Here is a 13,202-nt window from a genome sequence, read left to right as displayed (position 1 = left end):
TCACCGCCCTCCCTGCTGCGGTGTGCCGCCGCCGTACGGCCCGCACAGGCCGAGGACCAGCTCGCACGGGTCGGTCGGCAGGTACCCCTGGGTGCGGATGTAGTTCTTGCCGCCGGTGCCCTTCAGGTCGGTCAGCTCCCCGTAGAGGGGCAGCAGCTTGTTCCCGGTCCGGACGGCGTCGCCGACGAGCCCGAGCTGCGCGTAGATGATGCGGGCCGTCCGCTCCGACGACCGGAACGCCTGGCCGAGCTGCCCGCCGCGCTTGTCGAACCCGTGCGCGGCCAGCAGCGACACGTCCGACAGCCCGTCGGCGAACCCGGCCAGCCGGCCGCGTCCCCGCGCGGCCGTGCCGATCAGCGCGTTCGCGTCCGCGGAGATCCCGACCAGCTCGTCGCCCTTGTCCGACAGGGCGCCGGACAGGTCGGCGGCGTCCCCGACGAACCGGCGGGCGTCGGCGCGGTTCTTGTAGGCGACGTCCAGCAGGATGCCGGTCTGGTCGATGGTCTGCCGCAGCCGCGCGCCCTGCCCGTGCAGGCCGGTCGCGACGGTGTGCACGATCGTGCCGACCTCCTCCGCGTCGACGGCGCCGAGCCCGGCGTCGGCGCGGGCGAGCAGGTCCGACAGGTCGCGCGGGTCGGAGGTGCGCGCGATCCGGGCGCCGGACGCGAGGTAGGGCCCGGTGCCGGCGTGCGCGCCGGGGACGAGGGCGACGAACTTCGGCCCGAACGCCGACGCGGGCTCGATGGACGCTGTGACGGTGTCGGGGACCCGCGTCCCCGCGTCCAGCCGCAGCGCGACCCGGGCCCGGCCGCCGCCGGTGAGCGCGACGTCCGCCACCGACCCGACCGTCACCCCGCGGATCTTCACCGGGGCGCCGGCGCCGAGGCCCTGCCCGGCGCGGCCGAACTCGGCGGTCAGCACCGTGCCGGGGTCGCGGCCCGGCCGGGCGACCAGCACGTACAGCAGCCCCGCCAGCACGGCGAGCGTGACCGCGCTGATCAGCAGCCGGCGCGGCAGCGGGATCTCCTCGTTGATCATCCGGTGAGCCTCACGGTCGCGCCGTTGCCCCAGAACACGTAGGACAGCAGCAGGTTCAGGGCGACGATCACGATGATGGACAGCCGGATCGCGCGGCCCGCCGCACGGCCCACCCCGGCCGGCCCGCCGGTCGCGTAGTAGCCGTAGTAGCAGTGGATGGTGATCACCGCGAAGGCGAACACCGCGACCTTGATCGCGCTGTAGACGAGGTCGATGGTCGGCAGGTACAGCCGGAAGTAGTAGTCGTAGACGCCGGGCGCGAGGTCGAAGAAGCTCGTGCTGATCAGCCGGGTCGAGAAGAAGCTCGCGAACAGCGCGATCAGGTAGAGCGGCACGAGCGCGATGAGCGCGGCGACGACGCGGGTGCACACCAGGTAGGCGAACGACCCGATGCCCATGACCTCCAGGGCGTCGATCTCCTCGGAGATGCGCATCGCGCCGAGCTCGGCGGTGAACGCCGACCCGCACTGCGCGGCGAGCGCCACCGCCGCGATGACCGGGGTGATCTCGCGGACGTTGGCGAACGACCCGACGAGGCCCATGAACGACTGCGCGCCGATCGACTCCAGCCCGGTGTAGCCCTGCAGGCCCACCTCGGTGCCGACGAAGAACGCCATCGTGAAGATCACGAAGATCATGCCGCCGCCGACGACGCTGGCGCCGACGCCCACGACCACGTCGCTGACGTGCCGGGCGATCGTCTTGGTGTACTTGCGGCGCAGGATCAGGTCGCGCGCCGAGTACAGCAGGATGCGGTGGACGAAGACGGGCCACTGGGCGAGGTCCCCGGAGCGCTGGAGCGCCGCCGCCCCCGCCTGCGCGGCGCGCGGCGCGATCCTCTCCATCACGGGCAGGTTCGCCATCAGATCCTCGGCGGGAACGCGACGAAGTACACCGTCGTGATCACGTAGTTGAGGGCGAACACGAGCATGAACGCGACGACGATGGCGCGGTTGACGGCGCGGCCGACGCCGACGGGGCTGGCCGCGCAGCTCATCCCCATGTAGCAGGCGACCACGGCCGCGATCACGCCGAACAGCCAGGACTTCAGCAGCGTCACCACCAGGTCGGACGTCTGGAGCAGCGACACCGCGCCGTCGAAGTAGGCGCCGGGCGTGACGTCCTGGAGCAGCACGTTGAACACGAACCCGCCGGCCGCTCCCGCGACGATGACGAGCGAGGCGAGCAGTGTGGAGACCAGGCTCGCCGCCCACAGCCGGGGCGTGACGAGCCGGTGCACCGGGTTGACCGCCATCGCCTCCATCGCCGACAGCTCGTCCCGGATGCGGCGGGCGCCCATGTCGGCGGTCATCGCCGACCCGCCCGCGCCCGCGATGATCAGCGCGGCGGCGATCGGCGCGACCTCGCGGACCAGCCCGACGACGACCGCGCCGCCGGTCGCGGACTGGGCGCCGAGCTGCGCGGCGAGCTGCCCGACCTGGAGCGCGACCGTCGCGCCGAGCGGCAGCGACACGAGGATCACCGGGACGCTGGTGACCCGGGCGAGGAACCACGCCTGCTCGGCGAACTCCCATGCCCAGGTGCGCACGTCCCAGGTCCGGCGGACGGCCTCCAGGGCGATGACGAACAGCTCGCCGACCTCGCCCAGCAGGCCGTGGACGCGGCGCGGCAGGCGGACGGCGGACCGTTGGACGGCGGACCGTTGGATGGCGGACAAGGCCGGGTTCACCTTCCCGTCGGGGGCGGGAGAGCCGGCAGGCCCCGCGTGCGTCTGGCGCGAAGACGTGGGTCACACGGGGCCGCCGGGGCCGGGGTGGCAGGTGCCTCTCCTGTGCCACCGCACACTAGAACAACTATTGGCGGGGTGGCAATAACCTATTGGCGATCCGCCAATAAGACTGCGGCCGACGGCCGGCCGGCGTCCCCGGAGGGCTTCACGGAAGGTTCAGGAGCGTGTCACCAGCGGTCGATGTGCAGGACCTCGTCCAGCGGGACGCGCGCGGCCGGACGGAACGTGTCGCCGGTGTAGAAGGCGGTCGGCAGCAGCGCGCCCTGCCGGACGTCCTCGGGCAGGCCGAGCAGTTCGGCGACCTCCCGCTCGTACACCAGGTGCAGCGACGTCCAGGCGGTGCCGAGGCCGCGGGCGCGGGCGGCGAGCGCGTAGTTCCACGCGGCCGGCAGTAGCGAGCCCCAAAGGCCCGCCTGGTTGCCGCCCGGCAGTTTGCCGCCCTCCACCCGCAGGCACGGGATCACCAGGACGGGCACGTCCCCCATGCGCTCGGCGAGGTAGGCGGCGCTGTCGCCGACGCGGCGCTGCACCTCCGCGCGGTCCGGGTCGTCCTTGTAGAGGGAGCCGGCCGACTCCTTCGACGCGGCGTACGCGGCGAACGAGCGCCGGTAGTACTCGCCGATGGCCGCGCGCTGCCCGGCGTCGGTGACGACGATCCACTGCCAGCCCTGCCGGTTGCTGCCGCTCGGCGCCTGCAGCGCGATCTCCAGGCATTCGCGGACCAGCCCGAGCGGCACGGGCCGGTCGAGATCGAGGCGCTTGCGCACGGTGCGGGTGGTGGTCAGCAGTTCGTCCGGGCTCAGCGGAGGTGTCGTCATGCGCCCATCGTGCCCCAGCCGCCCGGCGTCACTCGGTGCCGACCACCGGGTTCAGGAACACCTCCTTGGCCTCCTGCGGGGTGAGGTCGGTGCGGCCGGTGAGGTCGTTGCGCGGGTCGGTGAAGCGGAAGCGGTAGCCGCGCGGCGGCAGGTGGCCGATCTCCCACCAGTTGCCGTCGAGGTCCTTGAGGTAGAACGAGTAGACGCCGTGCTGGCGGACGGGCTTGTTCAGCTCCTTCACGCCGTAGTCGTCGCTCACCTCCGCGATGCGCGCGTACGCGGCGTCCACGTCCTCGTCGCTGCCGACGTCGATCCCGTTGTGGTAGAGCAGCGGCATGTCGGGGCGGTCCGGCTTGGACTCCACGCACACGTAGGCGTGGTCGCCGCCGAGCCGGATGTAGAGCGCGGCCATCATCGGCTGGACGACTTCCAGCCCGAGCACTTCCTCGTAGAAACGGCGGGTCGCCGCCACATCAGTGATCTTGAGCGTGCCATGGGACAGGAAACGGGACTTGATCAGCGGTTCCCTGGTCGAGCGGTGCGTGATCGCGGGCATGAATCGCTCCCTTTCGGCGCCCTGAGCGGACGCGCCGGCCACCGTACTCACCTATTTCACGGCAAATAACCGATTTAGGGAAGCTAACGACTACCCTGTCCCAATGGTCGTCACTTCCGGCGTTTCCTCCGCTACGTCCAGGCTTGGGTGGCTTGATGCGCTGCGCGGCGGGGCGGCGCTGGCGGTGGCACTGCACCACGCGAGCTACGTGTACCTCCCCGCGCTGCGGGTGCGCCTGGCCGACTGGTTCGACCCCGGCCTGTTCGGCGTGCTCGTCTTCTTCCTCGTCAGCGGCTACATCGTCCCGGCGTCACTGGAGCGGCGCGGCAGCGTCCGCGGGTTCTGGATCGGCCGCTTCTTCCGCATCTACCCGCTGCTCGCGGTGACCTGCCTGCTCGCCGTCCTGCCGTTCCTGCTGGGCGTGCTCGGGCTGCGCGCCGGACTGGAGCAGTACTCCCCCGCGACCGCGATCGTGGCGCACTTGACGATGCTGCAGGACCTGCTGAACGTCCCCAACGCGATGAACGTGCTGTGGACGCTCTCCTACGAGATGGCCTTCTACCTGCTGATCGTCGCGCTGTTCGTGGTGGGCCGGCACCGCGGCTCCGCGCAGGCCGCCGTCGTGCTCACGGTGGTCGCGCTGGTCGCCGTCACGCTGACGGCGGGCGGCCTGCTGACCGGCGCGTACGCGCCCGCGGCCCTGCTGTCGCGCACCGCCGGGACCGGCCCGGTCGTCGCGGTGACCGCCGCCGCCCTGCTGGTGGCGATCGCGGCGGCGGTGTCGCGGTGGGCCGCCGCCCGCACCCTCGGCGGGCTCCTCGGCGGCCTCGTCGCCCTCGTGCTGGTCTCCGCGAACGGCCGCGTCAGCGCGTGGGAGAGCCTCATCCTGCTCGCCACCATGTTCGCCGGCACCGCCGTCCACCGCGCCGAGCACGGCCAGATCACCTGGCGCGCGGGCGCCGCGGCGGGCGGCGCCGTCCTCGCGGGCGCGCTCGCCGCCGGTCTGTGGCACGCCGCCCCCTACGGCCCCAACGCCCAGCTCGTCTGGGGCGGCGCGGTCGTCGCCGCCGCCGTGACGTTCGCGGCGGCGTGGCGGCTGCGGCACCACCGCTTCCCCGCCTGGGCGACCGGCCTCGGCACCATCAGCTTCTCCCTCTACCTGCTGCACCCGCTGCTGCTGATGGTCGCGGCGCAGTTCCTCGGCGCGTCCGAGCGCGAGGACGCCGTCGGCCTGTCGGTGTTCCTGCTGGTCCTGGTCGCGGCCAGCTGGGCGTCCCACCGCTGGATCGAGGCCCCCGCGCAGCGCCTCGGCCGCCGCCTCACCCGCGCCACCGCCGCCCCGGAGAAGGCGGCGCTGCCGCAGGCCGCCGTCCCCTGACCCGCCCCGCCCCCGCGCGCCCCGGTCACTGCTCGACGTACTCCTCGGACAGGGCGCGGTACCCGGCGACGTCGTCCGGCAGCCGCAGCTCGCGGGCCTGCATCGACGCGACCATGCTGCTCAGCATCCCGTTCATCGCCTCCGGCAGCGCCCGCGTCGCGTCGCCGAGGGCCGGGTCCGCCATGTAGGTCTCGACCGTCGACATGCCGCGCAGGACGTCCTCGACGGCGTCCCCGAACCCGAACGAGATGACCCGGGCGTGCCGCCGCCAGCCCGGGTCGACGAGCGCGCGGTGCGCCTCCCGCCACGCCGTGTCCGGACGGTCGGTCGGCGCCCCGTCCGTCAGCAGGAACACCACCGGCCGCAGCACGCTGTAGCCCTTCTCCTGCAGCAGCGGGACGTCGATGTCGATCCGGTCGCGCAGCATCTCGAACAGCGGGCCGAAGTTGGTGCCGCCGTGGCAGCGCAGCACCGGCATCTGCCGCATCCGCGTCAGTTCCGTCATCCGCACGACGACGTTCGGCGCCGACGAGAACGTGACGATCGACAGGTGCACGAACTCCGCGACGCGCGGATTCAGATACAGCTCCTTGATGATTTTGGCGAGGGTGTCGTTCAGCAGCGCCTCGTGAATCTGCATCGACTTGGAGACGTCGAGCGCGATATAGGTCGGCATGCCCTTGCCGCGACCGCCCTGCGCGCCTGTTCGCTCGGTCATTTTCGGATGTCCTTCTTCTGGTCGATTCGATGTGTCAGAAAAGGGCGGACGCGAGCCCCGCCAGCGCGAGCACGGCCAGCACGCCCAGGCACGCGACGATCAGCGGCAGGACGTAGCGGTCGAGGCCGCCGGCCGCCGGTCCGGCGGCGTCCCGCTCGAACGGGTCGTCCTCGATGCGCGGCCGAGCCGTCGGCGGGGCCGAGGGCCGGGCGGCGGGCCGGGTGGGCGTCTCGGCGGGCGGCGGGGCCTCCCGCCGCGGCGGCGGTGCCGGCGGAGTGCGGCGGGACGCGGGGCGGGCGTCCAGTTCGCTCTCCAGCAGCTCCAGCAGCTCCCCGGAGCTGGGCCGCAGGTCCGGCGGGTCGTCGATCGCGCATTTCAGGGCGTCCCCGAACGGCCCCGCGCGCAGCCGCCCGCCGAGGGCGTCGAGGGCCGGGTGCGGGTCCTGCCCGCGCACGCCGGTCAGCGCGCGCAGCACCGCCACCGCGATCTTGTAGCGGTCGGTGCGGACGGTGAGCCGCTCCCCCGGCCGCACGGCGGGGTCGTCCCAGGAGTTGCACTCGACCCACGAGCGCGACGACAGGCCGCAGCCGTCCATGTCGATGAGGAAGACGCCGCCCGTCTCGCGCGCCCAGAACAGGTTCGCGTACGACCAGTCGCCGTAGACGACGTCGCGGCGCTCCAGCACCGCGCCGACGCGCAGCATGTTCCGCGCGACGCGGACCCGTTCCCGCCGGTCCGGGACGGCCATGTCGCGCGCCTCGTAGAACTCGCGGTCGTCCTGGACGAGCTGGTCCAGGCTGAGCGGCATCGGGTCGGACGCCCCGAACGGCGTCCGGACCCGGACGAAGAACTCCGCGGGCGCCTTCGCCATCACGACCCCGACCGTCCGCCCGCCCGACTCGACGCGGCTGACGGGCCAGCAGGTCGCCGCGTCCACCACGGCGCGCTCGGCGGGGCTCATCGCGGCCGGCAGCGCGATCAGCCGGTCGAGCACCTCGGCCGGCTCCTCGGGGAAGCCCGGCTTGTAGCGCTTGACGAGCCAGCCGGGGTGGGCGGCGCACTCGTACACCATCGTGGACTGGCCGTTCTCCCCGGCGATGCGGGCGCCCTCGGCCGCCACGTCCGGCAGCTGCGTGACCGGCCCGAACGGCCGGTCCGACCACGCCCTCACCGGTCGCACCAGATCACGACGGCGGTGCGGTCGTCGAGCCGCCCGCGGGCGTCGTAGCCGACGTCGGCGACGAACGAGGCGATGTGCGGCGGCCCCGCCCAGCGCTCGGCGAACCACGGCGCGGCCCCGCCGGCGAGCACGTCCCCGATCCCGTCGGTCGCGAGCGCGAGCACCGCGCCCGGCGGCACCGTGACGCGCGCCGTCCGCGTCCGGCCGGGGTGGAAGGGCAGGAACTCGGTCAGCACGTCCTGGTCGAGGCCCTCCTTGTCGGTGCCGGTCAGCCGCGTCCAGCCGGCGCCGGTGCGCAGCCACGCGCTCACGTCCGCCAGCCACGACAGCCAGACCGGGCGGGTCCCGTCGGGCGCGGGCTCCACCGGCACGGCGGCGGCGAGCGCCGCCGCGCGCACGTCGTTCTCCGTCACCTTCTGCTGGGCGGCCATGCCCGACATCTGCCGGGCCGCGTCCAGGAACAGCGCGGGCCCGTCCGGGTCGGCGCCGCGGCCGAGGTCGGCGCGCAGCCGCGCGACGAGCGCGGTGGCCGCGACGTTCGCGCCGAGATGGGAGCGGCTGCTGTCGGACATGCCGTCGGCGACGGCCGCCAGCAGGAACCGGCGGCCCGGGTCGCGGCCGAGCCGGTAGGCGTCCTGCCGGTGCTGGGCGGGCTCGGCGCAGCGGTGCCCCGGCCCGACGAGCGACGCGGCCCGGACGGTCAGCGCCCCGACGGTGACCGCGTCGGCGGCGATGCCGGAGATGGCGGGCTCGTCCGGCAGCCGCCACGGCATCCGGGACTGCCGGGCGCCCGCGCCGGCCGGGCGCGGGAAGTCCATCTCCGGGCCCCCGGCCGGTACGGCACCGGCCGCGGGCGTCGGGCGGCGGCGGCTCAGGAGTCCCACGGCATCGGCCTCCAGGACTCCACCCCGTCCTCCGAGCGCCCGCGCAGCTGCTCGGGCATGACGTCCTCGTCCGCACCGGGCCCGGCCGCACCGCCGGCCGCACTGTGCCCGGTCGCACCGGACCCGGCCGCGTCCCGGTCGACCCGTCCCGCGATCATCGGGGGCTCGGGCGGCGACGGCGCCGGGATCTCCCGGGTGCCGAACAGGTCGGTCCGGCCCTCCGGCTGCAGGACCCCCGTCATCGGGCCGAGCAGCCGCTCCAGCATCTCGTTGACCTGGGCCGGCCGGATGATGTTCGCCGAGATGGCGGTGTTGTACAGCTCGATGACCCGCTGCTCCTTCAGCTGCTCGTGCTCCCGCATGTCGGCGATGAGGGTGCCGACCCGCTCGGGGTCCTGCGCCAGGTAGCGCAGGAACAGGTCCGAGCTGGTGCGGATCGAGCGGCGCAGGTCGTCGACCTCCTCGTTGGTGAGCTGCCGCTCGACCCGCGCGTCCTCGAACCGCTCCTTGCGCCGCCGGGTCCGCTCGTCCGCGACGACCCGGACGTAGCAGCGGCGCACGCCGATGCCCTCCGCGTAGTCGCGGGGCTCGGCGCGCAGCCGGTCGGCGAGCGCCGCCTCCACCCGGGCGACCTGGTCGATCTCGAACTGGTGGCAGACGGTGCGCGCCACGTCCAGCAGCCGGGAGCGGACGAGGGCGGCGCCGTCGGTGATGCCGTTCCCCACCACCGCGACCGGGTCGGTCACCGCCCACTCCGCCTCGATCGTCAGCTCGAACCGGGCGAGCTCGGTGCGGCTCGGCACCGAGTCGACGAACACGTCCCGGCGCAGCGTCGTGTCGACCTCGACGCGCCACTCGTAGCGCGGGCCGAGGAAGCCGAGCGGGTTGCGCGCCCGCCGGGCGGTCAGCTCGACGGGCCGCGCGTCGCGGTCGGAGTAGACGTAGGAGCGGCCGGGCGGCGCCGCCGTGCGGGGGGCCTGCCGGGCGGGCAGCCAGCCCACGATCAGCGGCGCGGACGGCCCGGACGCCGCCGGGGCGAACCGCTCGGGGAACGACTCCGGAAGCGGCGGGCCCGCCGGCTGCTGCGGGCCTCGCGGGGCCTCCGGAAGCTGCGGAGACTGCGGGTACTGCGGCAGCTGCGGCGACTGGGGAGGCTGCTGGGACTGCGGGAGCCGCGGAGGCCGCTGCGGGCGCGGGGGCTGCGGGGGCGTCGCTCTGTGCTCGCCCAGCCGCCCGCCTTCGTCGTCTTCCCTGTGCTCGGCCACCTGCATCACCTTCCGTTGAGCGCGGTCAGTACGTCACGGGCGCTGTCGGGCGCGCCGCCCTCGGCCCAGCCGCGCGCCGTGTACTTCAGCGCGCGGGCGACCGTCCGGTCCGTCGCGATCGCCTGGGCGAGCCGGGCCAGCGAGCGCCGGACGACCGGTGCCCCGTCCGCCGTCCGCGCCCACTCGGTCAGCACCTCGTCGGCGTCCTCCTGGAGGACCGGGTCGTGCAGGGTCTCCCGCCAGAGCGCGGCGATGTCGCGCATGCGGTCGGCGTCGGCCGCGGCGACGTGCAGCAGGCCCGGCCAGTCGAACGCGTCGCCCGGCAGCCGCCGGACGAGCTGGCTCGCCGCCACCAGGAACGCCAGCAGCGCGGTGATCCGGCGGTTCTCGTCGTCGCCGGCCGCCCACTCCAGCAGCCGCCGCGGGACGTCCGCGCCGTCCCAGCCGTCCTCCCACATCTCGGTGACGGACTCGCACACCGCCGCGGCGACCGCCACGTCGTCGTCGGCGGCGCGGCGGCCGAGCCAGTCGAGCGCGGCCGAGACGCCGCCGTCGACCGACTCCACCCGCCAGGCGCGGGCCGCGCTGGCGCGCAGCTCGACCGACTCCTCCGGGTCGGCCCAGGCCTTCAGCATCTCCCGCACGGGGGCGCGCAGCGCGGGCCGCTGCGTCACGGTCACGTGCAGCGCGGCGGCGGCGACCGTCCGGTACCGGTAGTCCCCGTCGGCGGCCATCGGCTCGATGACGAGGGTGTTGACCAGGTCGAACGCGTCGGCGGCGAGGAACCCGAGCGCGACGGCGGTCCGGGTCCGGACGGTCTCCAGCGGGTGCTCGGCGCACCACCGCAGCCAGGCCAGCAGGCGCGGACGCTGCTCGTCGAACTCGCTCCAGAAGTAGCCGAGCACCTTGCCCTGCGCGTTCGGGTCGAGGTAGCGGACCACCCGGGTGGGCGCGGTCGCCCCGTCCCGCAGCCGCACCGTGGACGGGACGGTGCGGGCGCCGATCAGGTCGAGCCACTTGCGCCGGGTCGGCCGCAGCGGGGCGTCGAGGCGGCGGAGCGAGTCGCGGTGCGGCTCGCGCGTCTCCAGGTCGTCCTTCAGGCTCATCGCCGCGAGCGCGACCGTCTCGTAGGGCTCCCCGTTCAGCACGGCCGTCGCCACCGCCATGCACTGGACGGACAGGCCGCCGAGCCCGGCGAACCACTCGGCGCGCTGCTCCCCGTCGCGCAGCCGGAGCGCCTGCTCGGCGGTGCGGGCCAGGGGCAGCGCGTCGCGGTGGGCGTTGTACAGCTCCTGCGCGACCGCCCGCGCCTGGCCGGGCGGGCCGTCCCCGCCGAGCTGGGCGTCCAGCAGCTCCGGCACGCCCTCCTCGGTGAGCACGGGCCGGGCCCGCCGCCCCAGCCACAGCGTGAGCAGGGCGGCGGCGATCTCCCGGCGGTCCCGGACGCGGCCGGGCCGCAGCACCAGCTCGGCCGCCCGGGGGTCCGCGGGCACCGTGTCGACGGTGATCACCAGCCGGGCGCCGGCGTCCTCCAGCAGCCGCGTGACCTTGTCCAGGACGAAGTCGGTGAGGGCGTCCGTCCGCCGCGGCTCCCGGTAGACGTACCCGGCGCCGCTCACCAGGTCGTCGGCGGTCAGCTCGTCCAGGCCGGCGGCGGGGTCCACGCGGAACAGGGCCGTCCCGGCGTCCGCGTCGCCGGCCGCCTCCTCCCGGGCGAGCACGTGCAGCAGGCGGCGCGCCGCCGCGTACCGGCCGGTGTCGGGGGCGTCCTGGAGGATCACGATGCGGTGGTCGCGGGCGCGCCGGCACAGCTCGTCGAAGCCGTCGGGGGCGACGAAGGCGCGCTCCGTCTCCTCGATGTGCCGCTGCGGCAGCGGCGCGACCGCGCCGCGCCGCCCGCCGGGCGCGGTGAAGGTGTAGTTGTGCTGGTCGCCGCCGACGTACTGCGCGGCCCGCACGAACCCCGACAGCGCGTCCCGCTCGGTGCCGATGCGGTCCTGGACGGTGCCGCGGCGGCGCTGCTCGTTGAGGACGTCGGTCCGGGACCGTTCGGCGTCGCCGGGCTTCGGGTCGCCGCCGGGCTCCTTGTCGGGCTTGTCGCCGCGGGCCTCGGGGTGGACGGGTGGCCGCTCGTCCGGTGCCGGGTCGCTCATGGACGGCCTCCGTAGTAGTGGTTGTGCTGGTCACCGCGGATGTAGGTGCGCGCGTTGACCTTCTCGACATGGACGGACCCCGGCGGCCGCGCGGGCGGCGGCTCGGTGGGCTCGGTGGGCTCGGCGGCCGGCTCCCGGCCCGTCCGTCCCGGCGGCGGTGCGCTCTGCTCGGCGGCGGCGCCGTCCGGGAGGTCGAGGGTGTGCGGGTCGGGCCCGCCGGGGAGCCAGAACCAGCCGTCGCCGTCGCGGTCGCCGTCCAGCCGGGCCACCCGGACCCGCCGCAGGTCCCCCGGTTCGAGCGACGTCATGCCCGCCTCGATCGACCCCCGGAACACGAACTCGGACACGATCACGGCGAGGTCGGCGTCCGCCCGGTCCAGCGCGGCGCGCAGCGGGTCGGCGTTGCACAGCCGCGTCACCGCCACCGGCGCGGTCCCGCTGAAGCCGTTGGCGACCTCGGCGGTGGGGCCGTGGTGGATCGCGAGCCGCATCCGGGCCCGCGCCCGGTCGGCCGCCAGCCGGTTCCGGGCGCGCAGCTCCCCGTTCAGCTCGCGGACGAACCGGCCCACGAGCACCTCGGCGGGCACCCCGTGCGGGAGCACCATCAGCAGCCCGTCGCCGCTGCCCTGCTCCTGCCACCGCGCGGCGTCCAGTCCGCAGTTGCCGGCGGCCTCGCGCAGGGAGTCCACGAGGGTGCGCTGGAGCAGTTCCTGGACGTTCTGCGGCGCGGCTCCGTAGCCCTGCAGGTCGGCGGCCATGACCGTGCGGTAGCTCATCGGCCCTCCCCGCCGGCGGCCCGCCGCCTCCGGTGCTCCCCGGTCCGTCCGGCCATCGGCGTCAGACCAGCCGGAGGACGACGAGGACGGCGAGCAGCACGGGCCACGTCCAGACGAGGAGCCCGACGGCGGCGCCGGGCAGCCGCCGGCCCGGGAGCAGCAGCGCCGCCGCCACCGCGGACTCGTGCCGGGGCACGGGCGCCGGCCCGGCGGGAGCGCCGCCCTCGTCCGCGCGCTGGGCGAGGGCGTAGCCGAGGCAGCGCTCCGCCAGCCAGTCGGCGCGGTCGGGCTCCAGCCGGGCGGCCAGCACCCCGAGCGCGTCGGCGATCACCGGCGGCAGCCCGCCGTTGGCGTGCGCCCGGCGCAGCCGGTCCTCCAGCTCGTCGTCGCCGAAGCCCGCGGCGAACAGCGGCTCCATCAGCGCGGCCATCCGGGCGGTGCCGTCCGGCAGGCCGGCGACGCGGCCGACGAACCACCGCTCGCCCTCCATGACCCGCAGGACGCTGGAGAACCCCTCCCGGTCGAGGACGGCGCCGCGGGCGGTGCGCGCGGCGACCCAGTCCATGATGCGGACGGCGCCGGCGGGCGCCGTGGTGTCCCTGAGCTGCTGGTAGAGCCGCACGAGATGGGGGTCTCCGCGCGGCGGCGCCGGCGGCCGCGCCGGGGCGGGCGGCGCGTGGACGGGC

The 13,202-nt window shown here is 75.0% G+C and carries 13 protein-coding genes; 1 reads left to right on the top strand and 12 read right to left on the bottom strand.

Annotated elements, in window-relative coordinates; all coding sequences use genetic code 11:
• The 5 genes from AB0K34_RS32465 to AB0K34_RS32445 form a co-directional block, all read right to left on the bottom strand.
• Positions 1 to 1,038, bottom strand: coding sequence for an MlaD family protein (locus AB0K34_RS32465; protein WP_364552826.1), 1,038 nt, complete (start codon positions 1,036 to 1,038; stop codon positions 1 to 3).
• Positions 1,035 to 1,901, bottom strand: a complete 867-nt coding sequence (locus tag AB0K34_RS32460; protein WP_364552825.1) for an ABC transporter permease — start codon at positions 1,899 to 1,901, stop codon at positions 1,035 to 1,037. Before AB0K34_RS32460 ends, AB0K34_RS32465 begins: the two co-directional genes overlap by 4 nt.
• The gene (locus AB0K34_RS32455) at positions 1,901 to 2,716 is read right to left on the bottom strand and encodes an ABC transporter permease (protein ID WP_364552824.1); all 816 of its coding nucleotides are present in this window, start codon (positions 2,714 to 2,716) and stop codon (positions 1,901 to 1,903) included. The genes AB0K34_RS32460 and AB0K34_RS32455 overlap by 1 nt, the downstream gene beginning before the upstream one ends.
• 239 nt (positions 2,717 to 2,955) lie before the next feature.
• The gene (locus AB0K34_RS32450; RefSeq protein ID WP_138639213.1) at positions 2,956 to 3,606 is read right to left on the bottom strand and encodes a nitroreductase family protein; all 651 of its coding nucleotides are present in this window, start codon (positions 3,604 to 3,606) and stop codon (positions 2,956 to 2,958) included.
• 28 nt (positions 3,607 to 3,634) lie between these two features.
• A complete protein-coding gene (locus AB0K34_RS32445) occupies positions 3,635 to 4,162 on the bottom strand; it encodes a VOC family protein (protein ID WP_138639212.1) in 528 nt (175 codons plus the stop codon).
• A 103-nt stretch (positions 4,163 to 4,265) separates the two neighbouring features.
• Between AB0K34_RS32445 and AB0K34_RS32440 the strand changes: the two genes are divergently transcribed.
• Entirely contained in the window at positions 4,266 to 5,540 is a 1,275-nt protein-coding gene (locus tag AB0K34_RS32440) for an acyltransferase family protein (protein WP_364552823.1), read from the top strand.
• Between the two features lie 25 nt (positions 5,541 to 5,565).
• Here the strand turns inward: AB0K34_RS32440 and AB0K34_RS32435 are convergent, their stop codons facing one another.
• The 7 genes from AB0K34_RS32435 to AB0K34_RS32405 all read right to left on the bottom strand — a co-directional run.
• Entirely contained in the window at positions 5,566 to 6,258 is a 693-nt protein-coding gene (locus AB0K34_RS32435; RefSeq protein WP_301175994.1) for a hypothetical protein, read from the bottom strand.
• 34 nt (positions 6,259 to 6,292) lie between these two features.
• Positions 6,293 to 7,429 carry a hypothetical protein gene (locus tag AB0K34_RS32430; RefSeq protein ID WP_364552822.1) on the bottom strand — a complete coding sequence of 379 codons (1,137 nt, stop codon included), beginning with the start codon at positions 7,427 to 7,429 and terminating at the stop codon, positions 6,293 to 6,295.
• Entirely contained in the window at positions 7,426 to 8,322 is an 897-nt protein-coding gene (locus AB0K34_RS32425; RefSeq protein WP_364552821.1) for a protein phosphatase 2C domain-containing protein, read from the bottom strand. The genes AB0K34_RS32430 and AB0K34_RS32425 overlap by 4 nt, the downstream gene beginning before the upstream one ends.
• The gene (locus AB0K34_RS32420; protein ID WP_364552820.1) at positions 8,310 to 9,587 is read right to left on the bottom strand and encodes a hypothetical protein; all 1,278 of its coding nucleotides are present in this window, start codon (positions 9,585 to 9,587) and stop codon (positions 8,310 to 8,312) included. Before AB0K34_RS32420 ends, AB0K34_RS32425 begins: the two co-directional genes overlap by 13 nt.
• A 5-nt stretch (positions 9,588 to 9,592) precedes the next feature.
• On the bottom strand, positions 9,593 to 11,740 hold the full coding sequence (locus AB0K34_RS32415) for a hypothetical protein (RefSeq protein WP_364552819.1): 2,148 nt from the start codon (positions 11,738 to 11,740) through the stop codon (positions 9,593 to 9,595).
• A complete protein-coding gene (locus tag AB0K34_RS32410; RefSeq protein ID WP_364552818.1) occupies positions 11,737 to 12,516 on the bottom strand; it encodes a hypothetical protein in 780 nt (259 codons plus the stop codon). Before AB0K34_RS32410 ends, AB0K34_RS32415 begins: the two co-directional genes overlap by 4 nt.
• 61 nt (positions 12,517 to 12,577) lie before the next feature.
• Positions 12,578 to 13,202: hypothetical protein (locus tag AB0K34_RS32405; RefSeq protein ID WP_364552817.1), on the bottom strand; the 625-nt coding region annotated here is incomplete at its 5' end.

The organism is Actinomadura sp. NPDC049382, assembly GCF_040677125.1.
Classification (GTDB): Bacteria; Actinomycetota; Actinomycetes; order Streptosporangiales; family Streptosporangiaceae; genus Spirillospora; species Spirillospora geliboluensis.
This window is presented reverse-complemented; position numbering and strand designations above follow the sequence as displayed.